This window comes from Dehalogenimonas sp. W (assembly GCF_037094495.1).
GTDB lineage: Bacteria > Chloroflexota > Dehalococcoidia > Dehalococcoidales > Dehalococcoidaceae > Dehalogenimonas > Dehalogenimonas loeffleri.
Window position 1 is genome coordinate 1,534,007 of the sequence record NZ_CP146612.1, and the last position, 25,607, is coordinate 1,559,613.

At 49.7% G+C, this 25,607-nt stretch carries 23 protein-coding genes, 1 tRNA gene and 1 other annotated feature; of the genes, 15 read left to right on the forward strand and 9 right to left on the reverse strand.

What is annotated here, in order from left to right:
- Positions 1–80: 80 nt before the first annotated feature.
- Positions 81–157: transfer RNA gene (locus V8247_RS07945), tRNA-Asp, on the reverse strand.
- 272 nt (positions 158–429) lie between these two features.
- Here V8247_RS07945 and rpsF point away from each other — a divergent pair.
- The 10 genes from rpsF to ileS all read left to right on the forward strand — a co-directional run bounded on the left by rpsF (position 430) and on the right by ileS (position 8,459).
- Positions 430–750: a 30S ribosomal protein S6 gene (rpsF, locus tag V8247_RS07950; protein ID WP_338737323.1), complete on the forward strand. Its 321-nt coding sequence runs from the start codon at positions 430–432 to the stop codon at positions 748–750.
- 29 nt (positions 751–779) lie between these two features.
- Positions 780–1,181: a single-stranded DNA-binding protein gene (locus tag V8247_RS07955; protein WP_338737324.1), complete on the forward strand. Its 402-nt coding sequence runs from the start codon at positions 780–782 to the stop codon at positions 1,179–1,181.
- 38 nt (positions 1,182–1,219) lie between these two features.
- Positions 1,220–1,696, forward strand: coding sequence for a 30S ribosomal protein S18 (gene rpsR, locus V8247_RS07960; protein ID WP_338737325.1), 477 nt, complete (start codon positions 1,220–1,222; stop codon positions 1,694–1,696).
- Positions 1,697–1,734: 38 nt separating this feature from the next.
- Entirely contained in the window at positions 1,735–1,875 is a 141-nt protein-coding gene (gene rpmH, locus V8247_RS07965) for a 50S ribosomal protein L34 (protein ID WP_338737326.1), read from the forward strand.
- 36 nt (positions 1,876–1,911) lie between these two features.
- Positions 1,912–2,247 (forward strand): ribonuclease P protein component, encoded by a 336-nt coding sequence (rnpA, locus tag V8247_RS07970; protein ID WP_338737327.1) that lies wholly within the window; start codon positions 1,912–1,914, stop codon positions 2,245–2,247.
- Entirely contained in the window at positions 2,244–2,453 is a 210-nt protein-coding gene (yidD, locus tag V8247_RS07975; RefSeq protein ID WP_338737328.1) for a membrane protein insertion efficiency factor YidD, read from the forward strand. Before rnpA ends, yidD begins: the two co-directional genes overlap by 4 nt.
- 28 nt (positions 2,454–2,481) lie before the next feature.
- Positions 2,482–3,546, forward strand: coding sequence for a PQQ-binding-like beta-propeller repeat protein (locus V8247_RS07980; protein WP_338737329.1), 1,065 nt, complete (start codon positions 2,482–2,484; stop codon positions 3,544–3,546).
- 67 nt (positions 3,547–3,613) lie between these two features.
- Positions 3,614–4,516 carry a YidC/Oxa1 family membrane protein insertase gene (locus V8247_RS07985; protein ID WP_338739356.1) on the forward strand — a complete coding sequence of 301 codons (903 nt, stop codon included), beginning with the start codon at positions 3,614–3,616 and terminating at the stop codon, positions 4,514–4,516.
- The gene (gene jag, locus V8247_RS07990) at positions 4,404–5,093 is read left to right on the forward strand and encodes an RNA-binding cell elongation regulator Jag/EloR (RefSeq protein ID WP_338737330.1); all 690 of its coding nucleotides are present in this window, start codon (positions 4,404–4,406) and stop codon (positions 5,091–5,093) included. Before V8247_RS07985 ends, jag begins: the two co-directional genes overlap by 113 nt.
- A gap of 54 nt (positions 5,094–5,147) precedes the next feature.
- Positions 5,148–5,390 (forward strand) — a binding site (T-box leader).
- Between the two features lie 33 nt (positions 5,391–5,423).
- Entirely contained in the window at positions 5,424–8,459 is a 3,036-nt protein-coding gene (gene ileS, locus V8247_RS07995) for an isoleucine--tRNA ligase (protein ID WP_338737331.1), read from the forward strand.
- Between the two features lie 36 nt (positions 8,460–8,495).
- On the opposite strand, the gene pdxT is transcribed toward ileS, so the two are convergent.
- The 5 genes from pdxT to V8247_RS08020 are packed head-to-tail and all read right to left on the reverse strand — an operon-like array spanning position 8,496 to position 14,050.
- Positions 8,496–9,104, reverse strand: coding sequence for a pyridoxal 5'-phosphate synthase glutaminase subunit PdxT (gene pdxT, locus V8247_RS08000; protein WP_338737332.1), 609 nt, complete (start codon positions 9,102–9,104; stop codon positions 8,496–8,498).
- A 27-nt stretch (positions 9,105–9,131) separates the two neighbouring features.
- Entirely contained in the window at positions 9,132–10,715 is a 1,584-nt protein-coding gene (gene serA, locus V8247_RS08005; protein ID WP_338737333.1) for a phosphoglycerate dehydrogenase, read from the reverse strand.
- A 42-nt stretch (positions 10,716–10,757) separates the two neighbouring features.
- A complete protein-coding gene (locus V8247_RS08010) occupies positions 10,758–11,861 on the reverse strand; it encodes an alanine--glyoxylate aminotransferase family protein (protein ID WP_338737334.1) in 1,104 nt (367 codons plus the stop codon).
- A gap of 45 nt (positions 11,862–11,906) precedes the next feature.
- A complete protein-coding gene (tyrS, locus tag V8247_RS08015) occupies positions 11,907–13,124 on the reverse strand; it encodes a tyrosine--tRNA ligase (RefSeq protein WP_338737335.1) in 1,218 nt (405 codons plus the stop codon).
- A complete protein-coding gene (locus V8247_RS08020; RefSeq protein WP_338737336.1) occupies positions 13,118–14,050 on the reverse strand; it encodes a bifunctional riboflavin kinase/FAD synthetase in 933 nt (310 codons plus the stop codon). Before V8247_RS08020 ends, tyrS begins: the two co-directional genes overlap by 7 nt.
- 305 nt (positions 14,051–14,355) lie before the next feature.
- On the opposite strand from V8247_RS08020, the gene V8247_RS08025 reads away from it, so the two are divergent.
- From V8247_RS08025 to rimI, 5 genes are all read left to right on the forward strand, one after another.
- A complete protein-coding gene (locus tag V8247_RS08025; protein WP_338737337.1) occupies positions 14,356–18,111 on the forward strand; it encodes a DNA-directed RNA polymerase subunit beta in 3,756 nt (1,251 codons plus the stop codon).
- The gene (gene rpoC, locus V8247_RS08030; protein WP_338737338.1) at positions 18,104–21,994 is read left to right on the forward strand and encodes a DNA-directed RNA polymerase subunit beta'; all 3,891 of its coding nucleotides are present in this window, start codon (positions 18,104–18,106) and stop codon (positions 21,992–21,994) included. The genes V8247_RS08025 and rpoC overlap by 8 nt, the downstream gene beginning before the upstream one ends.
- 118 nt (positions 21,995–22,112) lie before the next feature.
- Positions 22,113–23,138: a Holliday junction branch migration DNA helicase RuvB gene (ruvB, locus tag V8247_RS08035; protein WP_338737339.1), complete on the forward strand. Its 1,026-nt coding sequence runs from the start codon at positions 22,113–22,115 to the stop codon at positions 23,136–23,138.
- Positions 23,139–23,188: 50 nt separating this feature from the next.
- Positions 23,189–23,770, forward strand: coding sequence for an epoxyqueuosine reductase QueH (locus V8247_RS08040; protein ID WP_338737340.1), 582 nt, complete (start codon positions 23,189–23,191; stop codon positions 23,768–23,770).
- A 28-nt stretch (positions 23,771–23,798) separates the two neighbouring features.
- Positions 23,799–24,380 (forward strand): ribosomal protein S18-alanine N-acetyltransferase, encoded by a 582-nt coding sequence (rimI, locus tag V8247_RS08045; RefSeq protein WP_338737341.1) that lies wholly within the window; start codon positions 23,799–23,801, stop codon positions 24,378–24,380.
- 10 nt (positions 24,381–24,390) lie between these two features.
- Here the strand turns inward: rimI and V8247_RS08050 are convergent, their stop codons facing one another.
- From V8247_RS08050 to V8247_RS08060, 3 genes are all read right to left on the reverse strand, one after another.
- Entirely contained in the window at positions 24,391–24,588 is a 198-nt protein-coding gene (locus V8247_RS08050; RefSeq protein WP_338737342.1) for a tautomerase family protein, read from the reverse strand.
- A 56-nt stretch (positions 24,589–24,644) separates the two neighbouring features.
- Positions 24,645–24,866, reverse strand: coding sequence for a hypothetical protein (locus V8247_RS08055; RefSeq protein ID WP_338737343.1), 222 nt, complete (start codon positions 24,864–24,866; stop codon positions 24,645–24,647).
- A gap of 71 nt (positions 24,867–24,937) precedes the next feature.
- Positions 24,938–25,597, reverse strand: a complete 660-nt coding sequence (locus V8247_RS08060; RefSeq protein WP_338739358.1) for a class I SAM-dependent methyltransferase — start codon at positions 25,595–25,597, stop codon at positions 24,938–24,940.
- Positions 25,598–25,607: the final 10 nt, after the last annotated feature.

Below are 25,607 nucleotides of genomic sequence, written 5' to 3' on the forward strand. Positions count from 1 at the left end.
GGGCACACCAAATCATATCCTAGCAATAGTGGAAGAATCGTGCAAATAGACGAAAAACCCGGACGGGGAAGCTGAAAGAATGGCGACCCCGATGGGATTCGAACCCACGATCTCCACCGTGACAGGGTGGCATGTTAAACCGCTACACCACGGGGCCGCGCGAAGTGGAAGTGTACCGTAATCTTGCGCCGAATGTCAAACGAAACCGCCGGTATTGAGAAATTGAAACGATGAGTGAAAATTAATCAGGATCTGGATATTTGCAGAGCCGGCCGTAAACGCACATAATAGTATCCAATCATTACGCGGTATTCAGACAAACCTTGTTGTTTGCCCGGTTACGTTGTGCTATAATACCGCAGTTATTTAGGATTAAGTGTACTGTGGGAGGGTACTACCATCGCTGTTAAAGAAAAACGAAGCCAGGAAATGACCGAACTGCTGCGCAGTCGCACTGAGCCGGTTAGCAGTTATGAATTGGTCGTCATCTATCGCCAGGAATTGCCCCAGGAGAAAATTGATGTTGCTGTAGAGCACATCTCCAACATGATAACCGCCAACGGCGGTGTTGTTGACGCGGTGGACCGGTGGGGCAAGCGAAGGCTGGCGTATCCAATCAAGCAACAGCTTGAAGGTGTCTATGTCTTATTCAAATTCACCGCCGGCTCATCGGTAGTCAGAAAATTAACCGATGACCTGAGGATTTCCGAAAGCGTCCTGCGCCATATGGCGATTAAACCGGACGCCTAGGTCTTTGATGCCGGAAACGGGGGATATTGATGGTTAGTTTAAATAAGGTAATGATAATCGGCAACGTGGGTGTGGAGCCGGAGATGCGCTTCACTCCCGGCGGGCATCCGGTGACCACTTTTTCTGTTGCTACCAACCGGCGGTATGATGCCGGGGATGGTGAAAAGAAAGAAGAAACCGAATGGTTCAGTGTCGTTGCCTGGAACAAACTGGCGGAACAATGCAACCAGTTTGTGGCCAAAGGCCGACTGGTTTATGTAGAGGGCCGACTCCGAACCCGCAGCTGGGACGGACCGGATGGCCAGAAACGTTATAAGACAGAAGTTATTGCCAGTACGGTAAGTTCATTGGATCGGGCGCCGGCATCTTCCGGCGACAGTGCCACCGTGGAGCCCGGCGGCGATATCAGTCCCGATGACCTTCCTTTCTAAGTATATACAACAGATTATTTTTTTCAGGAGATTTTAACTTGGTAGTTTCGAGAAGTTTTGGATCCCGGCCGCAGGGCGGCGCCAGGCCCGCTGGACGCTTCGGCGGTCGCGGACGTTTTCAGGCAAGGCGTAAAGTATGTGCCTTTTGCGCTGACAAGAATCTGGTGATTGATTACAAGGATACCGCCCGTTTGAGCCGGTATATATCCGAACGCGGCAAGATTAACCCCCGTCGCCGCAGCGGTACCTGTGCGAAGCATCAAAGGGCTTTGGCAAACGCGATTAAACAAGCCCGGATGATAGCCTTGCTGCCCTTTGTACCGGAGCATATTCGTGTTGCCGGTACTTCCTGGACGGTCAGTCCGGGGATGCCGAAAGCCGTACCCGCTGTTAACGAAGCGGTAGCACCGAAGGTGGAAGGAACCGTGGCTGTTGTTGAAACTGAAACAGTGGCTGAGATTGAGATCGTCACCGAGGTTTCGGCTGAAACCACTGAAAATCCGACGGCGGAATAATTACTTTTTTTATTTGAATTATTGAGTGAGGGATAATCGTGCCCAAAAGAACATATCAACCCAAGAAAATTCCCCGGAAACGGGAACATGGCTTTTTAGCCCGCATGGCAACACGCGGCGGTCGTAATGTTTTGAAAGCTCGGCGTGCCAAGGGTCGTTTACGTCTGACAGTAGTTTAACCGGTTCTGCCCCTGGGTTCGGAAAGCGGAGGGGCAATGGCGCAATATTATTCGTTAAAAGATTCCCGGGAATTCCGCCGGATAATGAACGGCGGACGCGGTTGGTCGGATGCCAGACTGGTTATCAAGATAATACCTGGACATAGCGAGCACAATCGCATCGGCATCGTGGTCAGCAAGAAGGTCGGCGCTGCAGTAGTCCGCAACCGGGTCCGGCGGAGAATTAAAGAAATATTTCGCCAAAAACCTTTAGAAAAGGGATATGATATTGTAGTCATCGCACGGCAGGCTGCCCGGGACGCCAGCTACCACCAACTGGTGGAAAGTGCTCAAAAACTCACCGGACGGGCCGGATTGGTAATTCAGCAATGAAAAAAATGGCACTGTGGCTGATTAAAGCCTACCAAAACAGCATTTCCCGGGTTACTCCGCCGTCCTGTAGGTTTTTACCGACCTGTTCACAATATACGTATGAGGCTATATCCAGATACGGGGTTTTTAAAGGCGTCTGGCTGGGGGCCAAACGGCTTTCCCGTTGTCATCCATTGAATGAGGGTGGGTACGACCCGGTACCATGACCAGTGCATTATTGAGAGGTAGCCCGCTTTGAAAAATAAATTATTATCTTTGACAGCCATGCTGCTGGCTTTTACCATTCTTTTTACCGGATGTTTCGGCGGCGGCACCAGACCGCTGGGCTGGAGCGGCGTAACTCCGGATGGGGACAATCTATATTTCGTTACCCGCGACGGTACATTATTTTCCATTGACGCCGGCAACGGCAATACCGTTTGGCAAAACGCGCTGGAGAAAGCCCAGGGAGCCTACGGCAGTCCGCTGGTGATAGACGGCACTGTTTTTGTGGCCGGTTACAGCGGCAAGGTGTTTGCCTTGAATACAGCAGGCACGCTGAAGTGGGTTTATCCCACCGACAACAAACTACCGTCGGCGGTAGTCAGCGGGCTGGCGTACAGTGACGGGCTGATATACTACGGGTCCGATGACGGAAATATATACGCCTTAAACGCCGCTTCCGGTCAGAAAGAATGGCAATTTGAAACCGGCGACAAGGTATGGGCGACACCGGTAGTTGCTGACGGTGTTTTGTACGTCGGCTCCTTTGATAATTCCTTTTATGCACTTTCTGCCGATGACGGCCAGGAGTTATGGTCGTTTGACGCCCAAGGCGTGTTCACCAGTGCGGCTAGAATCGTTGGCGATACTGTCGTCGTGGGTTCTTTGGATCGTCAGCTTTACGCCCTTGATAAAAACACTGGAGCCGAACTGTGGTCCTTTACAGGTGAACGTTGGTTCTGGACGGCACCGGTCGTGCTGGACGGCAAGGTTTATGCGCCCAATACCGACGGCACTATCTACGTGATTGATCTTGCTTCCGGCTCACTGGACAAACAATATGAAATGACAGCACCTGTATCTTCAACACCGGTTGTGGTCGGAGATAAGCTGGTTGTGGCCGCCCAGGACGGCGTAATCAGCCTGATCGCGCTTTCAACAGGGACAGTCAGTGTCCTGACCGAACTGGATACCACGGTTAGAGCGCCGCTGGCAACCCAGGGCGATATTGTGTTTGTGCATTCACAGACAAATGAGACTATTTACGCTTTGAACGTAGCCACCGGGGCTCAAATCTGGCTACACAGCGTTCAGTAGAAGAGGTATTTAAGTGGATATAGGCGCGATATGGGATTTAGTTATTCTGAACCCGCTGATCAACGTTATGGTCTGGTTGTCCAGCGTATTGTTTCACAATTTTGGTTTGACGGTTATTGTTCTAACGGCAATTATATTCGGTATCCTGTATCCGTTGACGATGAAGCAGATGCGCGCCGCCAAGGCGATGCAGGAACTGCAACCCAAGATCCAGGAACTGCAAAAAAAGTACGCTAAAGACCGTCAAAAACTAGCTCAAGAGCAGATGGCGCTGATGAAGGAATCCGGGGCCAGTGCTTCTGGTTGCCTGGTGCCAATGCTGATTCAAATGCCGGTCTGGATCGCGCTTTATCAATCCATTATCCGGGTGCTGGCAGTTACTCCGGAAGATTTTGTGAACTTATCCAGCCGTTTGTATGACTGGCCGGTTTTGTATCAATCGCTGCCTTTGGACAGTAGTTTCTTATGGCTTAATCTGGCGGTGCCGGACTACTTGTTGGCGTTCCTGGTTGGCGGTGTAATGTTCCTGCAACAGAAAATGACGACACCTGCTTCAACCGACCCGAAGGTAGCGGCTCAAGGGAAAATGATGTTGTTCATGATGCCGGGCATGTTTGTTTTTATTTCCATTACCTTTCCGGCTGGTCTGGCATTGTATTGGTTGACCTCCAGCATTTTACGGGTTGTGATTCAATTGTTTGCCACGGGCCCCGGGGAATTGAAGCCCTGGATACAAGGAATGCTAAGCAGGTTTGACCGTGATCGGGATATTAAGGCTCGTGCAAGCCGGGTTGAAAAAGTAAAAACTAAGCCGGCGGCGTCTGCCGTTGTGGTTGATCAATCTGAGGAGATAATTGATGAAGCATCAGGAGATATACGGGCGGACAGTGGAAGAAGCGATAAGCAGCGCACTGGAAAAGCTAAAGGTAAGTCGGGAAGAACTGGAGATAGACGTAATAAGCGAAGGTAGTCACGGTATTTTCGGACTGGGCGCCGAGGAGGCATGTATTACGGTGGCTTTCAAAGAAAACTGCGCTCCGAAGGCTGTTTTATGCGCGGAAGATGCGATTACCATCACAACCGAGATTATTCAAAATCTGGTTGACCGGATGGGACTGGACGCTGATGTGGAATATCTGCCCGATGCCATGTTGACCGAAGAATCAGAGAATGAATCCGGGATGGTGTTTGATATTCTTGGTGAAGACCTTGGGCTGCTGATTGGTCGACACGGTCAGACGCTGTCTAATTTTCAGTATCTGGTGCGGATTTTGGTCGCCCAGCGTATCAAGGAGTACCTGCCGATTCTGGTTGACGTCAACGGTTATCGCCAGCGGCGCTTCAAGGCGCTTGAGGTTTTAGCCCGCCGGACGGCTGAACAAGTCAGGATAAAGCGGGTATCTTTCACCATGGATCCGATGCCGGCTTTTGAGCGCCGAATTGTTCACATGGTTCTTGCGAATGATCCGGCGGTTACGACACAAAGTACGGGTATTGGCGATGACCGTAAGGTGGTGGTAGTCCCGCGCGATAATACTACCAGGTAGGCTTTAAACAAACTTTCAGCTTGCCGCCACAGGCGGCGTATGATATTCTACGAGTCAAAAGCGGTGACGGAGAAGAGTAAACTGGGATTAACCTCCAGCGAGTCCGGTATGGTGGAAGCGGACAGGTATAAGACGGTTGAAAATCACTCCAGAGCTTCCAGGTGAAAGATCTATTGATTGATTAACTGAGGACGGGTTCCGCCCGTTATCCCGGAAGGGCATGTCAGTGCCTGAGAGCGTCTCTGTAGCAGGCAGGGAAAATAGGGTGGTACCGCGGGTGATTTTCCCGTCCCTAACCGGACGGGATTTTTGTATTTTGAGGGGAAAAATATGTTTCAACCAGTAGCCAGCCGGGTCAGCTTTCCGGAAAAAGAAGCCGAGGTTCTAAAACTCTGGGCCGATAAGGACATCTTCCGGCGGTCAATAGATAACCGGAAAGGTGCCAAACGATTCACCTTGTATGAAGGGCCGCCAACCGCCAACGGCAAACCCGGTATTCACCATGTGTTGTCGCGGGTGTTCAAGGACGTAATCCCGCGGTACAAGGTCATGAAGGGCTATTATGCGCCGCGGATCGGTGGTTGGGATACCCACGGTCTGCCGGTGGAGCTTGAGGTTGAAAAGGAACTGGGATTTAAAAGCAAAACCGATATTGAGCGTTACGGTATCGCCGCATTCAATCAGAAGTGTCGGGAGTCAGTTTTTCGTTACGTTAATGATTGGAACAAACTGACCGAGCGTATCGGATACTGGGTTGATCTGGAACATGCGTATGTAACCATGAATAACACCTATATTGAAAGCGGTTGGTGGGTGGTCAAACAATTATGGGATAAAGGACTGGTTTACCAGGGGCACAAAGTTACCCCGCACTGTCCGCGGTGCGGCACTTCTTTATCATCACATGAGGTGGCTCTGGGTTATGAAGAAAATACGGAAGACCCTTCGGTGTTTATCAAGTTTCTGGTGGACAAAAATTCACTCAGCGGCGAATTGGAGCAATTTGTTGACAAACCGTTTAATCTGCTGGCCTGGACTACCACTCCCTGGACTTTGCCGGCTAATACCGCTCTGGCAGTATCTGATTCCGCGACCTATGCCGTACTTGATATGGGCGATGAATACCTGGTTCTGGCGGCAGCTTTGGTTGAGGCTAACGGCTTAGCTGAAGTGCCGGAAGCCGGACGAATATCCGGAGCCAGGCTGGTGGGATTACGGTATGCCCCACTTTATGATGCGTTTAAATATGGAATGACAGTCTCACGTTTGGTGAATGGAGAGTTAATGCCGGTTGATGAGGAGGAATTATCGTATCCGGTAATTGCTGCTGATTATGTGTCCATGGATGACGGTACCGGTATCGTTCATACTGCTCCTGCCTATGGTGAGGTGGATTACGATTCAGGGCGCAAACAGGGACTTAATTTTATTCATCATGTTGATTTACAGGGTATGGTCACCGGCAATTATCCCGGTGCCGGCAAATTTGTAAAAAAGGCTGATGGTCTCATCATGGCCGATCTCAAGGAACGCGGTCGGGTATTCAAGTCTGAAAAAATTCTCCATACCTATCCATTCTGCTGGCGATGCGCTACCCCGCTGCTGTATTTTGCCAAACAGAGTTGGTATATCCGTACCACAGCCTGTCGTGACGCCCTGATTGACGGTAATGAAGCCATAAACTGGTATCCCGGTCATATTAAAACCGGGCGTTTCGGGGACTGGCTGCAGAATAATGTAGACTGGGCTTTTTCCAGAGAACGTTACTGGGGTACGCCGGTCCCGGTATGGCGCTGTGGTGATTGCCAGACTACGGAGTGTATCGGCGGATTGGATGATCTTAAATCCAAACCTGGTTTTTCCGGACTGTCGGAAAAACTGGATCTGCACCGGCCATATGTGGATGAATTTACCTTTGATTGTCCCCATTGCGGCGGCATCATGAAACGGGTAACCGATGTCATTGATTGCTGGTTTGATTCCGGGGCGATGCCGGTAGCCCAATACCATTATCCCTTTGAGGAAGACAGCCGCAAGATTTTTGTGGACGGCCGTTTTCCTGCTGATTATATTTGTGAGGCCATTGACCAGACGCGGGGCTGGTTCTATAGTCTGCATGCACTGTCAACTTTGTTATTCGGTCGGCCGAGCTACCAAAATGTAATCTGTCTCGGTCATATCCTGGACGGCAAGGGCGAGAAGATGAGTAAATCCAAGGGGAATGTGGTTTTGCCGGAGACCGTTATTGATAAATATGGGGCTGATGCCGTGCGCTGGTACCTGTTTACAGCTTCGCCGGCCGGTAACGCCCGCCGTTTTTCAGAAAACTTGGTAAGTGACGTAACCCGGTCCTTCATGTCAACGCTTTGGAACGTGTATTCTTTCTTCGTATTGTATGCCAATATTGATCAATTTCAGCCGGCTGAAAATCAGTTGGAGCCAGCGTCCGAGTTAGACCGATGGATACTTTCAGAGCTTAATCAGCTTGTCGCCGAAGTGACTGAAGATATGGATAATTATGACCCTGTAGCCGCCGCGAGGGCCATAGAGTCGTTCGTGGATTATCTGTCAAACTGGTATGTACGGCGTTCGCGGCGGCGTTTCTGGAAGTCTGAGAGTGATGCGGACAAGGTGTCAGCGTATCACACGCTGTATCAATGTCTGTTCAAAACCTCACAATTACTGGCGCCTTTTATGCCGTTTTTAGCAGAAACCATGTATCAGAATCTGGCTAAGTCGGTTTCTTCGGAAGCTCCTGACAGCGTCCATATGACCGATTATCCCGTGGCGGAAACAGAGTGTATTGACTCTAATCTGTCAACGGCAATGCGATTGGCGATGAAAGTTTCAAGCATCGGTCGAGCGGCAAGGGCTCAAGCCGGTATCAAGGTGCGACAACCCTTGAGTAGGGCCTTAGTGGCCGGGGTAAATAACCAGGAAAAGAATGGACTTACTGGGTTACTGGATGCGGTTATGGAAGAACTGAACGTTAAAGGCATTGAATTTGCCGAGGATGAAAAAGCATTACCTGAGGGGGCGGTAGCTGTTACTGAAGGACCTCTTACTGTGGCGGTTGATCCGGTTTTGACCCCGGAATTGGCCGATGAAGGACTAGTGCGGGAAATCACCCATCGTATTCAAGGTTTACGCCGGAGCGCCGGATTTGAAATTGCCGATAACATTATCACTTATTATGAATCAAACTCAGAGGTTGCAAGAGTCATTGGGGAATGGAGCGGTTATATTCATAAGGAAACATTATCCCGGCAGATTTCCAGGGGTATACCGGAAGAAACGGATCTGACTGCCGATGATTACAAACTTGAAGGACATCCTGTTCGGCTGGCAGTGAAGAAAGCCCTGTAAACGCAGTATTGGGTTTTCTATTGGTGACAATAGGGGTCAGAAATTGGTGTGGTAAGCCTGGTAGGTTTCAGCCATGCTGACAAAATATTGATGAAAACGGTCATCGTCCCCTAATTCCGGGTGAAAGGTGGTGGCCAGCAGATTATCCTGCCTGACGGCGACGATGGCACGGTTGCCCAATCGGGCCAACACTTCGGCAGGCGGTTCCGATGATTCTATCAAGGGAGCCCGGATAAAAACGGCTGGGAACGGCTTATCTCCGAGTACCGGAACCCTCAGCTTTTCTTCAAAGCTATCTACCTGCCGGCCGAAGGCATTTCGGCGGACGGTGATTTTCATCAGTCCCAGGCCGGCGGGCATATTGGGGTTGGTGTTGCCGACTTCTCCTGCCATCAGGATGGCACCTGCGCATGTGCCCCAAATCGGGAATCCTCTGGCGCAAAGATCAGCCAGCATAGTGTCCAGGCGGTATAAACCCATCAGTTTCAGGATGGTCGTGCTTTCCCCCCCGGGAATTATAAGCCCGCACAGATCAAGCAACTGGACCGGTTGACGTACCTCAACTGTCTCCAGGTTTTGGAAACAACGAAGTATTTTAAGGTGCTCGGAAAAGGCTCCCTGTAGCGCCAGCACGCCAATTTTCATTTTATGTGCATACCTGCAAAATGATATTTACAAATTAACCAGTCTGGCGGAATTGACTCCGTCAAGCGATTTTACCTGCTTCAGGCCATCCTCTGATAAGGCCTCATCCAGTGCCAGAACCATCAAGGCCTGACCTCGGGGTTTAAGGCGGGACAGGTGCATGTAGCTGACGTTGACATCGGCTTTGCCGGTGATGTTACCAACGGCACCGACCAGTCCAGGACGATCACGATGATCGGCGAAGAGGAAAAAGCCGCCGGGAGAGATATCAATCCAGTAGTCATTGACTTTAACCACATGAACTTCATCTCTCAGAAAGGTAGCGGCGACTGACAACGGACCGGCGCTGGTAACGGCTTCAATGGTGATAAGGCTTTGATAGTTATCACAAACCGGCTCTTTCTGCTCAGAAACGGTAATACCCCGCTTGCAGGCTATGATATCGGCGTTTACTACGTTAACGCGTTCTTCCGAAATTTGTTCTAAAACGCCGCCGAGTACCGTGGCTTTCAACGCCTGTGTTTCGTATTTAGAGACTTCGCCGCTGTATTTAATACCAAGAGTTTTGAATTGCCCTTCAGCCATCTGTTGTAATAATCGGCCCAGAGTTCTGGCTACCTTAACATAAGGGGCTATTACCGGTAAGCTTTCAGCCGGGATGTAAGGCGCATTGACCGCATAGCGGGCAGGGCGACCTTCAAATACGTCAATCACCTGGGTTACGACATCGGAGGTGGCCAAATCTTGGGCTTCGGCGGTGGATGCACCCAGATGCGGAGTGACGATTATATTATCAACGCCAAATAAAATACTTTCGGTACAGGGTTCTTTGACAAATACATCAATGGCAGCACCAGCCAGTTTATTGCTATTTATAGCGGCGACCAGGGCTTCTTCATCAATCAATCCGCCGCGAGCCGCATTAATGATACGGGTGGTGGGTTTCATCAAAGCCAGTTCCCTGGCCCCGATCATATTTTTGGTCTGGGCCGTCAGCGGTACATGAAGAGTAACAAAATCAGCTTCCCGGTAAATCCGGTCAAGTGTAGCCAGTTCAACTTGCATCGTCAGAGCGCGTTCCTCGGTGACATAAGGGTCATAACCCAATACCTTCATCTCAAAACCGCGGGCGCGTTTGGCTACTTCCGAGCCGATGTTGCCTAAGCCGACGACGCCCAAAACCTTGCCTTTCAATTCAGTGCCCATAAAATCGGCCCGCTTCCACTGACAACTCTTGAGCGAGGAGTTTGCGCGGGGAATATGGCGGGCCAGTGACAACATCAGCGCCATGGCGTGTTCAGCCGCTGAAATGGTGTTACCGGTGGGGGCATTAACCACAATAATGCCGCGTTCAGTAGCCGCATTGATGTCAATATTATCAATGCCGACTCCGGCACGTCCGATAATCTGGAGCTTTTTCCCGGCAGCAATGATATCCGCAGTAACTTTAGTTTGAGAACGTACCAGCAGGGCATCGTAGTCGCCGATTATGGCAACAAGCTCCTCCAGTTTCAGACCGGTTTTGACATCCACTTTAGCGACAGCTTTGATGCGCTCAACTCCGGCTGAGGAAAGGGCGTCGGCAACTAAAACTCTTTTATTATCTGGCACGAGTATCTCCTTATGATTTTGATTAAGCTGTTTTTCGTTGAATTATCTTTGTTCTGATTTTCCGGTAAACCCGGCTTGGGGCAAGGCTAATTTTAAGGCGTCAAAAACCGCCTGGATATCGCTCTCCTTTACCATACCAAGGTGTCCGATACGAAAAATCTTACCTTCCAGTGGTCCCTGACCGCCGGCCAGGACAATATCAAACTCTTCCCGCATGATTTTATTGAGCTTTTTAGCATCCAGTCCCTGGTCAGCGATGACCGATGTTACGGTATTGGAAGCGTAACGCTCGTCAGCCAACAGGTTGAGTCCGAGAGCCTTGACGCCGGTGCGGGTGAAATTGCCCATGCGGGTGTGACGGGCGAAGATACTTTCAATGCCTTCTTCCAGCATCATATTCAGGGCGACCCTGAATGCCAGAACAGCAGAAACGTTGGGGGTCCAGGGTGTCTGGCCTTTTTCCAAGCTTTTTTTAGCTTTGCCCAGGTCAAAATAGAAACGCGGCATTTTGGACTGAGCGTAAGCTTCCCAACCTGCTTCGGAGACCGCCAGCATGGCCATCCCGGGAGGTACCATCCACCCTTTCTGGGAACCGGAAATTGCCACATCAATACCCCATTCGTCAACAGGTACATTAATAGAGCCCAGGGAACTGATGCAGTCCACCATTAGAAGCTTGCCGGCAGATTTTACGATCTTGCTGATGGCAGCCAAATCATTGGTGATGCCGGTGGAGGTTTCATTATGGGTCACCAGCACTGCTTTAACGGCCGGGTTATTTTCCAAAGCAGTGCGTACGGCCTCCGGGTCGGCAGCCTGGCCGTGGGCAAAACTGAGGGAAACCACGTCGGCGCCATAGGTTTCGGCAATCTTGGCAAAACGCTCACCAAAGACTCCAATTGAAACCGACAGAACTGAATCGCCGGGCGAGAGCATATTGACGACGGCGGCTTCCAAACCTGCGGTTCCTGATCCCGTAACCAAAAGCGGGTCAGCCTGAGTTTGAAATACTTTTTTCATTTTAGCAGTGACGTCTTTAAGGGCGTCGGCGAATTCAACACCTCGGTGGTTTATCATCTGATGTCCCATGGCTGTCAGAACTTCAGGCGGGCAGGGGGTTGGGCCGGGAATTCTTAAGTTTTGCATTGTTTATAACTCCTTATTACAACTCATAATAGTTAACAAAATTGTTTAATCGGCGTTAATAATCCGGATAAAACCTCTTTTACCGGCTTTGATGACACAACCATTCGTCAGCGATGCCTTGTCCACCTTAATCTTTTCGCCTTCAATGGCGACGCCGCCTTGCGAAATCAGCCTCTTGGCCTCGCTTTTACTGCCAATCAAACCACAGCTAACCAGTAATGACGGTATATCTACGTTTGAATCATCTGCTGAAATCAGAGAACTGAAGGATACTCGATATTCGGCAATTTCAGTTGGGAGTTCACGGCGCTGGTGTACCCGTTCAAAGTGCTCAGCAGCTTCCCGCGCTTCAGCTTCAGTATAAAGTTGCAGTAATATTTCCTGAGCCAAACGTTTTTTGAGCCGCATCGGGTTAATTGCACTTGAGCGTATAGCGGAGGTGAATTCAGCCAGCTCCGCATCATTGATGTCGGTCAGTAGTTCAAAATACTGAATAATCAGGTCATCATTGATTGACATAACTTTGCCAAGGATGATCTCCGGGGGTTCCGCTACTCCGATATAATTATTCAGGCTCTTGGACATTTTCTTGATGCCGCTGGTGCCGGTCAAAATGGGGGTCATAAACACCTGCTGTGGTTGCTGACCAATCATGGACTGTAGTTCACGGCCGACCAGTAAATTAAACTTTTGATCATTCCCCCCGAATTCAATGTCCGCCTCCACCATGACGGAATCATAGGCCTGGAGCAGGGGATACAGGAATTCGGTGATGGTGATCGGGCGATTGCTTTCAAATCGTTTTTTAAAATCATCACGGGCCAGCATTTGAGCTATGGTGAAACGGCTGGTGAGTTTAATAACATCGGCCAGAGAAAATTTACCGAACCATTCGCTCTGCCACCGTACCTCGGTTTTTGATTTATCAACAATTTTGAAAAATTGCTGCAGATAGGTTTCGGCGTTGGCTTTAACCTGTTCAGCAGTCAGAATTGGCCGGGTGACGGAAGCTCCGGTCGGGTCGCCGATCTGGGCTGTCCAGTCGCCAACAATCAAAACTACCTGGTGTCCAAGCTCCTGTAATTGCCGTAATTTTCTCAAACCAACCATGTGACCCAGATGAATATCGGGTGAACTGGGGTCAAAGCCTTCTTTAAGGCGGAGCTTCTTACCGGAAGCCAGCAGAGTTCTGAGTTCGGATTCAGAAATTATCTCGCTGACGGCCCGTTTAAGAATATAATCCAGGTCTGCAACCATTAACATTCCGCCTTTGCCAAAATCGTTCTGGCTCTCAAAATATCGCCCTCAATCTGCTTCTTTAAAGAGTCAACTGAGTCAAACTTAATTTCCGGGCGAATTTGCTTTATTATAGCAATTTCCAGTATGTCATCGTAAACCTGGGTATTAAAGTCAAAGATGTGGGTTTCCACTGATCGCTTACCGCCACCAAAGGTCGGTCTCGTCCCGATATTGGTAATTGCCGGCCAATACTGCCCGGCAATTAAGGCCCGGGTGGCGTAAACACCGTCAGCCGGCAAGGCCTGATCAGCGGCAATTTCCAAATTAGCCGTCGGAATGCCCAACCCCATTCCACGGCCCTCACCTGTAATGACCCGACCTTCAAGCGAAAAACAGCGTCCCAGCAATTGATGTACCCGTTCCATATCACTTTGGGTCATTGCTTTGCGTATCAGTGTGGAACTGATTTTAGCATTGTCAATTTGCTCAGGTTCCACAACGGTCAGGCTGAAGCCTTTGCGGGCTCCGATATCTTTCAGGATAGCAGCGTTGCCTGAGCGGTCACGGCCAAGGGTAAAATCCGGCCCGATTACGAGTCTGCGCATAGATAAATGGCTGACCAGTAAATCCGTAAATTGTTCTGCTGATAATGCAGCCAGTTCTTCGGAAAAAGTCAGGCATACGACATGCTTAATACCAATTGCCTTGATAAGGTTCAGTCGCTGCTTTATTGACGTCAAATGAGGCAACTCTCGATGTTTACCCAAAACCAGCCGGGGGTGACCGATGAAGGTAACGGCGGCTGAGGCCAAACCAAGGACAACAGCTTGCCGGACGGTTTCCTTGAGAAGCGCCTGGTGACCCAGGTGAACCCCATCAAAAACACCGACCGTTAAAACTGTTGGCTGGATTAGCTCGGCAGATTTGAATTCTTTTTGTAATTGCGTCACGTTAAACAAAACCAAAAAGGGGATACCTATCCCCTTAACTATAAAATTGGGTGAAATGACACTTAATATTAGCATGGGTGGCCGAAAAGCTCAATCACAGTGGGTAGGAGACGTGCCGGAAATGTAATGGGCGACGCCATAAAACATGTTGACATCCGATTAGTATCGGTATATACTGAGTGGTTGTTAATTATGCCTCTTAGCTTTTATTATTATTTTGGGCCTCTTTCGGCCCATTTTTTCACTTGGTCATAGTCCGTCATTTTCCTTAAGCATTTATTGATCGTTTATTTTAAGGAGTAGACATGGTTTCAACTTTACCTGCTACCGGTGTAGTATCATCGGCCGCCACCCGCAAATCCTATTCCAAGATCCCCGAAGTGGTAAACGTACCCAATCTCATTGATATCCAATTGGCCTCTTTCCGCTGGTTCATGGAAGACGGGTTGAAAGCGCTGGTTGAAGAGATATCTCCGGTAAAAGACTTCAACGGCAACCGTATGGAACTGGAGTTTATCGGGTATGAATTCAGGGAACCGCGCATGTCCGAAGAAGAATGTCAGCATCGGGACAAAGATTATTCCATTCCTTTATATGTTAAGGCTCGTCTGATAATCAAGGCCACCGGCGAGATCAAGGAGCCGTTTGAGATCTTTTTTGGCGACCTGCCGCTGATGACTGCCAACGGCACTTTCATTACCAGCGGTACCGAAAGAGTCGTCGTCAGCCAGTTGTTACGTTCACCCGGTGTGTATTTTACCGTTCAGGATGATACGGCAACCGGCCGGCCACTGTGCCATACCAGTTTGATACCCAGCCGCGGCGCCTGGCTGGAATTTGAAACTTCAAACCGTGACGTAATCTCGGTAAAAATTGATGGCCGGCGCAAGATTCCGGTCACCAGTTTCTTGCGTGCTATCGGCTACGGTTCAGATCAGGAACTTATAGATTTATTTGCTGATGTGGATACATCGCCGGACCACATATATATACAGTCTTCTATTGAAAAAGATCCGCTGATTCGGGATACAGCCGGGGCTTTGATTGATCTTTACGGGCGGTTGAGACCTGGCGATCCGGCCAACGTTGATAACGCCACCAAGCTGGTTAACGATATGTTCTTCAGCCCTGATCACTACGACCTGGGCGCTGTCGGCCGTTATAAAGTCAACCGGCGGTTGAATTTGGAAGGCAAGGTTAGTGAGGCAAATAGGGCCTTAACCCGGGAAGACATCATTGCTATTATCAAGCAAATCATCAATATCAATAACAGTGTGGATCATGCTGATGATATTGACCATCTGGGCAACCGGCGTATCCGAACGGTAGGGGAACTGATTCAGAATCAGTTCCGTATAGGCCTTATTCGGCTGGAACGGGTTGCAAGGGAGAGGATGAGCATTGTCCCTTTGGATCAGGTGACACCCGGCGGGCTGGTGAATATTCGCCCGGTGGTTGCTGCGGTGCGGGAGTTTTTCGGCGGCTCGCAGTTGTCCCAGTTCATGGATCAGACAAATCCGCTTTCTGAACTGACCCATAAGCGCCGTTTGTCAGCCATGGGTCCCGGCGGTTTGTCTCGCGATCGTGCCGGGTTTGACGTCCGTGACGTTCATTATTCCCATTACGGCCGTATTTGTCCTATTGAAACGCCGGAAGGCCCCAATATCGGCCTAATCGGCTCTCTGGCAGCGTACGGCAGGGTTAATCGTTATGGTTTTATTGAAACCCCTTACCGCAAGGTGATCCGGGAGTTGCTTAATCATGATCTTCGATTGGTCGGCCTGGCGCCGGTTGAGGACATCATGGACGGGGGAAAAATTGTTTTGGCCGCCGGTAGCATTGTGGATGATAAATCTTTCAAGGCCATAGCCAAATTATCGGAGCAGACAGTTAAGGTTGAGCCATTCGTTTCTGATGAAATATATTATCTGGCTGCTGATGAAGAAGATAAGTACGTTATCGCCCAGGCTCACGCCCAACTTGACGGTCGGGGGCGCTTTTTAGACGAACGTATTGAGTCTCGCCTTGGCGAAAGCTATCTCTATGAACCACCGGCCAAGATTGAGTATATGGATATCTCGCCCAAACAGATTTTCAGCGTAGCGGCGTCGTTGATTCCATTTTTGGAACACGATGACGCTAACCGTGCTTTGATGGGCGCCAATATGCAACGGCAGGCAGTGCCTTTGTTGCGGCCCGAAGCACCTTTAGTAGCGACCGGTATGGAAAAAGAAGCTGTTCGTTATAGTTCTCATGTTATATTTGCCCGTCGTGACGGCAAGGTGCAGTCGGTAACCAGCGAGAAAATCATCGTTGAAACCCTTGATGGGCAGGAAGATGAGTACAAGCTGGTCAAGTTCATGAAAACCAATCAGGGCACCAGTATTAACCAGCGTCCCATCGTCAACCGTGGCGATAATGTTGTCGCCGGTCAGGTTTTGGTGGATTCCTCCGCCACTGAAAACGGTGAGCTGGCACTTGGACAGAATCTGGTCTGTGCCTTCATGAGCTGGCACGGCTATAACTACGAAGACGCTATCATTTTGAATGAGCGGTTGGTTAAGGAAGACCGACTGACCTCACTTCACATAACGCGCCATGAACTGGAAGCCAGAGATACCAAGCTGGGCGTTGAAGAAATTACTCGTGATATTCCGAACGTGGGCGAGGAATCACTGCGGGAACTTGATGAAGATGGCATTATCCGCGTCGGGGCTGAGGTAGGGCCTGATGACATTCTGGTGGGAAAAATTACTCCCAAAGGCGAAACCGAGCTGTCAGCCGAAGAGAAGCTGTTGAGAGCCATATTCGGGGAAAAAGCCCGGGAAGTTAAAGACACATCATTACGTATGCCCCATGGCGAATGGGGTAAAGTAATCGCTGTTAAAATGTTCTCTCGCGACGAAGGCGATGACCTGCCGGCCAGGGTCAATAAATGGGTGCAGGTCTGGGTTGCCCAAAAGCGTCAAATTTCTGTAGGCGACAAATTGGCCGGACGTCATGGTAATAAGGGTATTGTTTCCATTGTGGCGCCTTCCGAGGACATGCCTTTTTTGCCTGATGGGACGCCGGTTGACGTGATTCTTAACCCTATCGGGGTGCCTTCCCGTATGAATTTGGGTCAGATACTTGAACTGCACCTGGGATGGGCCGGACATTTGATGGGTTTCAAAGTTCGTACACCTGTTTTTGACGGAGCTTCTGACGTGGATATTGAAGACGATCTGGCACGTGCTTCTATTGCCCAGATGGCTGGTTTGATTAAACTGGACTACGCGGCCAAGAATACCGCTGAAATTGTTAAAAAATCCGTTGCCTGGCTTAACGAGCGTGGCTATGATGGGCGTAAAGTGTTTGACAGCCAGGTTGTCGGGTTTGCCCGCGAAGTATGTTTGCGATTATGGCTGACCCAGCAAGGCATAGCTGATGTTGGCGACATCAACGCCGGGGAGCTCTTTGATCGGGCGTTCAAAGTGGCCAGGGACCATAATATACCATTACCCATTGATGGCAAGACACTGTTACGTGACGGTAAAACCGGTGAATATTTTGACCAGCCGATTACCGTCGGGAACATGTATATTCTGAAGCTGAACCATTTGGTGGAAGACAAGGTTCATGCCCGGTCCACCGGTCCTTACTCCCTGATAAGTCAGCAGCCTTTGGGCGGGAAAGCCCAATTCGGTGGGCAGCGATTCGGTGAGATGGAAGTTTGGACTCTTGAGGCCTATGGCGCCGCATATAACCTTCAGGAAATGCTTACCATCAAAAGTGACGATGTGACCGGACGCGCCAAAGCCTATGAGTCAATTGTCAAAGGTGAAGATGTGTCGCAACCAGGTGTACCGGAATCTTTCAAGGTTCTGGTTAAGGAATTGCAGAGTCTGGGTCTGTCGGTTGAGGTAATCAACGAAGAGGAAAATCGGTTACCGGCGGAGCATTTAAACGAATCTCAAGCCGAGGAAGAAGGCTCGGAACTGGCTTTAGCCGGGGAACTGGCGGCCAGTTTGCTGGAATCTGAGGTAAATGAGGAAGAGGATAAAGAACTACAAGATGAATGAAGTAATTGATTTTGATGCCATCCGGATTTCTCTGGCCTCCCCGGAACAAATTCGCGGGTGGTCATACGGCGAGGTAACAAAGCCCGAGACCATAAACTACCGTACGTTAAAACCGGAGCGCGATGGACTGTTTTGTGAGCGGATTTTTGGCCCTACCAAAGATTTTGAGTGCCAGTGCGGCAAATACAAGCGTATCCGTTACAAGGGCATTATTTGCGATAAATGCGGCGTTGAAGTCGCCAGAGCAAAAGTCCGTCGCGAAAGAATGGGGCATATAGAACTGGCCTGTGCTGTTGGTCATATCTGGTTTACCCGGGGTATTCCCAGCCGCATCGGTTTGTTGCTGGATCTCTCTACCCGCAGCCTTGAGAGAATCATCTATTTCTCTCACTTTGTCATTACCCATGTTGATGAAGTTGCCAGGCAAGCTGCAGTGGACAGCCTTGAGCAAGGCCGTCAAATGGAACTGGATGACCGGGAAGCTGAAATTAACGCCCAGGTGGCCGCTATGGAGTCCGAAGGCGCCGAGATTGCCGAAATCAATAAGCTCCGCGGTGACTTTGAAACTGAACGTGCCGAAAGCGAAGAACAGACCGCCGTTATAGTTGAACAATTGCGTGGTCTTCGCCGTGGAAATCTGTTAACGGAGAGCGTGTTTTTTGAGTTGAAAACCCGGTTTCCAGAAGTTTTTGATGCTAAAATGGGTGCCGAGGCGATACTTGACCTTTTAAGGTCTGTTGATCTTGGCGAGATGCGCAACCACCTCATTTTGGAAACACGATCGTCTTCCGGACAAAGGCGGAAGAAAGCCTCCAAACAACTTCAATTGGTTGAGGCTTTCCGGCGCAGCGGTAATAAGCCGGAATGGATGGTGCTGACCGTATTACCGGTGTTGCCGCCTGATTTAAGGCCCATGGTCCAGCTTGACGGCGGTCGGTTTGCTACCTCTGATTTGAATGACCTTTATCGACGCGTCATCAACCGTAACAACCGGTTGAGTCATCTTTTAGAAATCGGCGCGCCGGAAATTATTATCCGCAACGAAAAGCGCATGTTGCAGGAAGCGGTTGATTCATTGATAGATAACGGTCGCCGGGGACGCAGTGTAGCTGTGTCCGGCGATCACAAGGCTAAATCAATATCCGACCTGTTAAGGGGAAAGCAAGGCCGGTTCCGGCAGAATCTTCTCGGAAAACGGGTTGATTACTCTGGACGGTCGGTTATTGTGGTCGGGCCGGATCTGAAACTACATCAATGCGGTCTGCCGCGCAAAATGGCTTTAGAGTTGTTTAAACCATTTGTGATGCATCGCCTGGTTACTGATGGTTTAGCCCCAAATATAAAGAGCGCCCGACGACTGGTTGAAAGAGCCAGACCCGAAGTATATGACATTCTTGAGGATGTCGTTAAAGACCGACCGGTAATGCTGAACCGGGCTCCGACGTTGCACCGGCTGTCAATTCAGGCGTTTGAACCAGTGCTGATTGACGGTTCGGCGATCCGGATTCACCCTCTGGTCTGCGCTGCCTTTAATGCTGACTTTGACGGAGACCAGATGGCGGTTCATCTGCCGTTATCCAAGGCGGCCGTTAAAGAAGCCCGGGAGGCCATGCTTTCCATCCACAATATGTTGTTGCCTTCCAGCGGGGATCCGGTAGTGACCCCCAGCTTGGATATGGTTTTCGGTTGTTTCTATCTGACTACCACACGCCCTGGCCTGAAGGGTGAGAACAAAGTCTTCGGGAGTTTTGAAGAAGCCAAACGATATTTTGACCGGGGCATCATTGACCTGCGGGCGGAAATCGATGTACGGACACCTGAAGGGGAGATGGTCAAAACCACGGTCGGACGCATTATCTTTAATGAGGCCCTGCCCCAGGGGATAGCGTTTTTCAACAAAGCTGTGGATAAATCAACCTTACGCCGTTTGATCGGCGAGTGTATTAAGATCACCAGCGACAATGAAATGGCCTTGTCATTGGATCACATCAAGAGACTGGGCTTTGAGTTCGCCACCCGTTCGGGTATCACCATTGCCATGACCGATATCGCTGTCCCTGGTCCGAAGGCGGAAATTATCGCCGCTGCTGATCACGACGCTGATTTGATTGAGCACCAGTATGCTCAGGGTTTGATCACAGACGATGAGCGCTATAACGGCGTTGTAGAAATCTGGTTGCGAGCAACCGACCAAATCGGCGATGCCATCGCCAAGGGCATGGATAACATCGGCAACGTGTATATGATGGCTAATTCCGGAGCCAAAGGTAACGTTTCTCAGATCAGACAGATGGCTGGTATGAGAGGTTTAATGACTAATCCTTCCGGTAAGATCATTGATTTTCCCATCAAGTCCAGTCTGCGGGAAGGTCTTTCTACTATTGAATACTTCATTTCTACCCATGGCGCCCGAAAAGGTCTGGCCGATACGGCATTGCGTACTTCCGGTTCCGGCTACCTTACCCGGAGGTTGATTGATGTTACCCAGGACCTGATTATCTACGAAGAAGACTGCGGTACCTTGGACGGTCTGTGGATTGAGGAACCTTCAGAGAAAGGTATTTTGCCGCCGTTAGCCGAGCGAATTGCCGGACGGTTGGCCGCGATGCCGGTGGCCGATCCTCAGACTGGTGAAATACTGGTTGATCGGGACGGTGAAATTGATGACAAGAAGGCTAGGGAGATTACGGCAGCCGGCGTTACCGGCGTGTTCGTGCGCTCTCCGATGTCCTGTGGGTCCAAGCGCGGTATTTGTCAGAAATGTTACTGGCGTGACCTGGGGCGCGGTAAGACGGTTGAGTTCTATACTGCCGTTGGTATTCTGGCCGCTCAGAGCATCGGCGAACCAGGTACCCAGCTTACTTTGCGGACGTTTCATACCGGTGGTGTGGTGGGTACAGATATTACCACCGGTTTGCCTCGCGTTGAAGAACTGTTTGAGGCCCGACCGCCCAAAGCTCAGGCGATTATCACGGAAATTGACGGTAACGTTGAAATTCAGGAGAGTGATGAAGGCCGCAGTGTGCGGATTCTGGCTAGAGAGAACTATCAGGATGAATACGATTTACCTGATAATTGGAATGTTGAAGTCGCCGACGGACAAGTGGTGGACATGGGTTCGGTATTGGCTACTGCTCCTGAAGCCGATAAGGAAGCTGTTCATCTTACTACGGACGGTGAATCTGTTCTGATTGCCAGAGTCGGTGGCCGCATGAGCGTTGAAGGACAAAAACTGGTTATCAGATATGAAGATCTTGATGAGCGGGAATATATGATTCCTGCAGCTACTCATATCCTGGTCGCCAATGGTGAAACTGTAAAAGCCGGACAAAAATTGACCGACGGTTCTATCAACCCGCAGGATATATTGTCGATTCTTGGTCGTGAATCTGTACAGCGGTATCTGGTTGAGGAAGTTCAAAAAGTTTACTTTTCTCAGGGTGTTCACATTAATGACAAGCATATTGAAGTCATTGTCAGGCAGATGATGAACAAGGTTCGCGTTGATTCTTCCGGCGACACTGACCTGGTACCGGGAGAACTCGTGGATAAGTTCCGCTTTGAGGATATCAATAACAAGATACTGGCTGAAGGTGGAGAACCGGCCACTGCGCACACGGTTTTGATGGGTATTACCCGTACCAGTTTGTCCACCGAATCCTGGCTGGCGGCCGCCTCATTCCAGGAGACCACCCGGGTGTTGACCGATGCAGCCATTCATGGGAAGAAAGATATTTTGGCCGGGCTGAAAGAAAATGTGATCATTGGTAAACTCATTCCTGCCCAGTGTCAATCATGCCGGGATGCAACATCCGAGAAAGCAGCAGAAATTGAATCTGCCAAACTGGTTCAGATTGAGCAACTTGAACAGCCTGTAATTTAAGTCTGTACATGGATTGAAAAAGGGGGGAGCGTCTGACGCTCCCCCCTTTTTTACGTAGGGGCACCTTGGAAACAGGTCAGAAAAGTTTAGGTTTATGATATAATGCCGACAGTATTTTATGACAGAACGAATTATTTCCAGTCAAAACAATAATGAAGACGATGGTCTTGATACCAGTTTAAGACCGAAATCGCTGGATGACTTTATCGGGCAAGCCAAGCTACGTGACAATCTGGATATCGCCATGGCCGCGGCCAGGGAACGCGGGGAAGCACTTGATCATGTACTGCTGTATGGGCCGCCGGGATTAGGTAAAACGACATTAGCTCACATAATTGCCCGGGATATGGGGGTAAGTATCCGGATTACCGCCGGGCCGGCCATTGAACGAGCCGGTGATTTAGCAGCCATTTTGACCGGGCTCCAACCTCATGATGTTTTATTTATTGATGAAATTCATCGGTTGGGACGGGCTGTTGAAGAAATCCTGTATCCAGCCATGGAAGATTTTGCTTTGGATATAGTAATTGGCAAAGGCCCGGGTGCCAAAAGCTTGAGGTTGAAACTGCCGCCGTTTACACTTATAGGGGCTACTACTCGCTATGCCATGTTATCCTCGCCATTAAGGGACCGGTTCGGTTCGGTATTCCGGCTGGACTATTATACTGAGCCCGACATTGAGGCTATTGTCAAACGGAGTGCTAACATATTGGGTGTCACAGCTGACACTCCAGGACTGCGGGAGCTCGCTTGTCGCGCAAGAGGTACGCCGAGGGTAGCCAATCGTCTATTAAAGCGAGTACGGGATTACGCGCAGGTGAGGGGTGACGGGTTCATTGATCAGGAGATTGCCGTTGCGGCGCTGGGCAGGTTGGAAGTGGATGATGTTGGTCTGGATAGTATTGACCATCACCTGCTAAAAACAATTATTGAAAAATTTTCCGGCGGACCTGTTGGATTGGAAACACTGGCAGCGGCAATCAGTGAAGATGCCGATACCATTATGGATATTTACGAGCCGTATCTGATGCAGCTAGGATTTTTAGAGCGGACATCGCGTGGGCGGGTGGCTACACCAAGAGCGTACGCTCATTTGAAGATCAAGCACAGCCGTAGAGGAAACCAGCAGAATCCGCTGCTGTAGATTTTCAAATCAGGTTGAAAGCTCCGAATAAGCTGTAGTATATTGAAAAAATGAATTGCCCCCGTTTACTGGTACACTGTTGCTGTGTGCACTGTTCCGCCTATACTCTTCAGTATTGGCGCGAACAAGGTTATGACGTTACGGCCTACTGGTATAACCCAAATATTCACCCTAATAAGGAGCATCAGCAGCGGTTGGAATCGCTGGGTGCCTATCTTAAAGGCAAGTCTATTGAGTTGATCTGGGAGAACGACTACAACCCGGCAGATTATTACGCCGCAATCGGGAATAGAGGCGAAAACCGATGCATTGGTTGCTATTCTATCCGACTCGTTAAAACTAGGGAATATGCAGAAGGGGCTGGTTATGATGGTTTTACCAGCAGTCTGTTAATCAGCCTGCAACAAGATCATCAGTCCGTCATAGATCAGGCGTTAAGGGCGACAGGTGAAACCGGATCCAGATTCAAGTATGCTGACATACGGAAAAGCTACAGTGAAAGCCGACGAATGACCAAACAGCGACCGTGGCTATATCGTCAAACCTATTGTGGTTGTTCATTCAGTGAGGCTGAGGCAGCTGCAAAGCTCAGGTACAAAGAATTTTTACAGCGAGACGAACGGCAACCATGAAGGGCTGCCTGATTTGTTGGATTACACAATGAACACTGACTATATCGTCAGACCGATGAACCGGAAAGACGTAACACAGGTAGCTTCCATTGATCGGGAGGCCTTTCCCACCATGTGGCCGCCGATGAATTTTTATCGGGAACTGGAAAACCAACTGGCTTCTTATCTGGTCTTGGTTGAAAAAACGGCGGTTATAGAACAAAGCGATATCGAAAATGAAGAGGACGGGATTTCTGGTAAAGTAAAGAGGTGGCTGACGCCACACGGGAAAGACCAGGGAAAAATCATTGCCTTTGCCGGTTTTTGGATCATGGCCGGCGAAGCTCATATCATCGGAGTAGCGGTAAAAAGCGAGTATCGGCGACAAGGGCTTGGGACGCTGATTCTGCAAGAGTTGATAGACCAGGCTAAGCAACGGCAGGCTGACTGTGTAACATTGGAAGTCAGGATGTCCAATTACGAAGCGCAACGTTTGTATGCCAGTCTCGGTTTTGTGGAAATGGGGGTAAGGAGGGCTTATTACACCGATAATCGGGAGGATGCGGTGATAATGACGCTGAAACCTGTTGCTTCAGGCAACAAAGCTCTGGGTAAGGCTTCCGACTTATAAGTTTCAGATTTTACAGCTGGCGAATGGACGACTCGGCGGCTAGTTTACCGCCGCTGGCCCAGTCATGTTTCGGGACGTCCCGAAAGATAATGGTGACCTTTTCCGCTGGAGTGCCGATTTTAACGAATTCAGCGGTGATGCCTTCGACGAGTTGTTTCTTCTGAGCGATGGTACGACCTTCGTGCATTTCAATACTTATAACGGGCATGAGTGCCTGCCTTAATCAAATACTTGTAAAACAAACTGAGGGAGCCTGAAAAAATTCTATCTGCCGCCTTTGGCTCGGCGGCGGATTTCCATCTCCTGTTCAAAACGGCTAAACTCTTCTTCGCTCATCAACTCGCAGCTTTCCAAACTGTTTTGCTCTAGATGGATCTTCATGGCTGCCCGGCATTTCCAGCAACGGTAAGGGCCGATGTACTGTGCATCGCTGATGGAAAAACCGCCACTGGTTTCGCATTTGGGACAGGTAATATTGACTAGCATATCATTCTCCTTTTTCAGGTAAATGGTCAGGTGACGGATAAATGTTATCAGTTTATCAGGCTGCAAACAAATTATGATGCAGGTTTTCTAAGCAGGAGACAAATATTGCGGGAAAAATATTTGAAAAGTCCTTTGTGATTAGCCTCCGGGCTGATGGAAATTATTTCAAAACCGGCACGGCGGGCCAGCTTTTTTATCTCCCCGTAGGTAAATAGATGGTAGAAACGGTTGACACTTCTGCCACCTGTACGCCAGGGAATGAAGGTGTCACGGCGCGTGAACCAGAATTTTGGCTGCCCGGCATTCCAGACCGTCAAAAACAGTTCGCCTTCCGGTCTTAAGACCCGTTTAATTTCCTGCAAGGCAAGTAACTGTTCCGATCGGGTTTTTATGTGATGGAGGCTGGCTACAGCAATCACCTGGTCAAAATGGCTATCTGGAAATGGCAGTGACCGCATGTCGGCAAGGTCTAACTTGACGTCAAATTGGTGTTTGGCGGCATATTTGGCGGCATATTTCAGCATTTCTGACGACAGGTCAATGCCAGACAATTCAAAGCGGCCTCGGAATGGAAGGAAGTCTGCACCATGACCGCAACCGGCGTTCAGCAATTTACCTTCAATCCAGCGGTCAGCTAGGGCGGTCAGCTCACTACCAAAAATGGTGTAGTGACGGAAGTTATACCAGCCAGGGGCGATAGCATCAAATTCGGCCTTTTTATGGTCAAGCATCAATAGAATT

Bases quoted from the DNA above. Each gene is read 5' to 3' on its own strand.
- rpsF (WP_338737323.1), top strand. From the start codon at position 430: ATGACCGAACTGCTGCGCAGTCGCACTGAGCCGGTTAGCAGTTATGAA.
- V8247_RS07955 (WP_338737324.1), top strand. From the start codon at position 780: ATGGTTAGTTTAAATAAGGTAATGATAATCGGCAACGTGGGTGTGGAG.
- rnpA (WP_338737327.1), top strand. From the start codon at position 1,912: ATGGCGCAATATTATTCGTTAAAAGATTCCCGGGAATTCCGCCGGATA.
- yidD (WP_338737328.1), top strand. From the start codon at position 2,244: ATGAAAAAAATGGCACTGTGGCTGATTAAAGCCTACCAAAACAGCATT.
- V8247_RS07985 (WP_338739356.1), top strand. From the start codon at position 3,614: ATGGTCTGGTTGTCCAGCGTATTGTTTCACAATTTTGGTTTGACGGTT.
- jag (WP_338737330.1), top strand. From the start codon at position 4,404: ATGAAGCATCAGGAGATATACGGGCGGACAGTGGAAGAAGCGATAAGC.
- ileS (WP_338737331.1), top strand. From the start codon at position 5,424: ATGTTTCAACCAGTAGCCAGCCGGGTCAGCTTTCCGGAAAAAGAAGCC.
- pdxT (WP_338737332.1), bottom strand. From the start codon at position 9,104: ATGAAAATTGGCGTGCTGGCGCTACAGGGAGCCTTTTCCGAGCACCTT.
- V8247_RS08010 (WP_338737334.1), bottom strand. From the start codon at position 11,861: ATGCAAAACTTAAGAATTCCCGGCCCAACCCCCTGCCCGCCTGAAGTT.
- tyrS (WP_338737335.1), bottom strand. From the start codon at position 13,124: ATGTTAATGGTTGCAGACCTGGATTATATTCTTAAACGGGCCGTCAGC.
- V8247_RS08025 (WP_338737337.1), top strand. From the start codon at position 14,356: ATGGTTTCAACTTTACCTGCTACCGGTGTAGTATCATCGGCCGCCACC.
- rpoC (WP_338737338.1), top strand. From the start codon at position 18,104: ATGAATGAAGTAATTGATTTTGATGCCATCCGGATTTCTCTGGCCTCC.
- ruvB (WP_338737339.1), top strand. From the start codon at position 22,113: ATGACAGAACGAATTATTTCCAGTCAAAACAATAATGAAGACGATGGT.
- V8247_RS08040 (WP_338737340.1), top strand. From the start codon at position 23,189: ATGAATTGCCCCCGTTTACTGGTACACTGTTGCTGTGTGCACTGTTCC.
- rimI (WP_338737341.1), top strand. From the start codon at position 23,799: ATGAACACTGACTATATCGTCAGACCGATGAACCGGAAAGACGTAACA.
- V8247_RS08050 (WP_338737342.1), bottom strand. From the start codon at position 24,588: ATGCCCGTTATAAGTATTGAAATGCACGAAGGTCGTACCATCGCTCAG.
- V8247_RS08055 (WP_338737343.1), bottom strand. From the start codon at position 24,866: ATGCTAGTCAATATTACCTGTCCCAAATGCGAAACCAGTGGCGGTTTT.
- V8247_RS08060 (WP_338739358.1), bottom strand. From the start codon at position 25,597: ATGCTTGACCATAAAAAGGCCGAATTTGATGCTATCGCCCCTGGCTGG.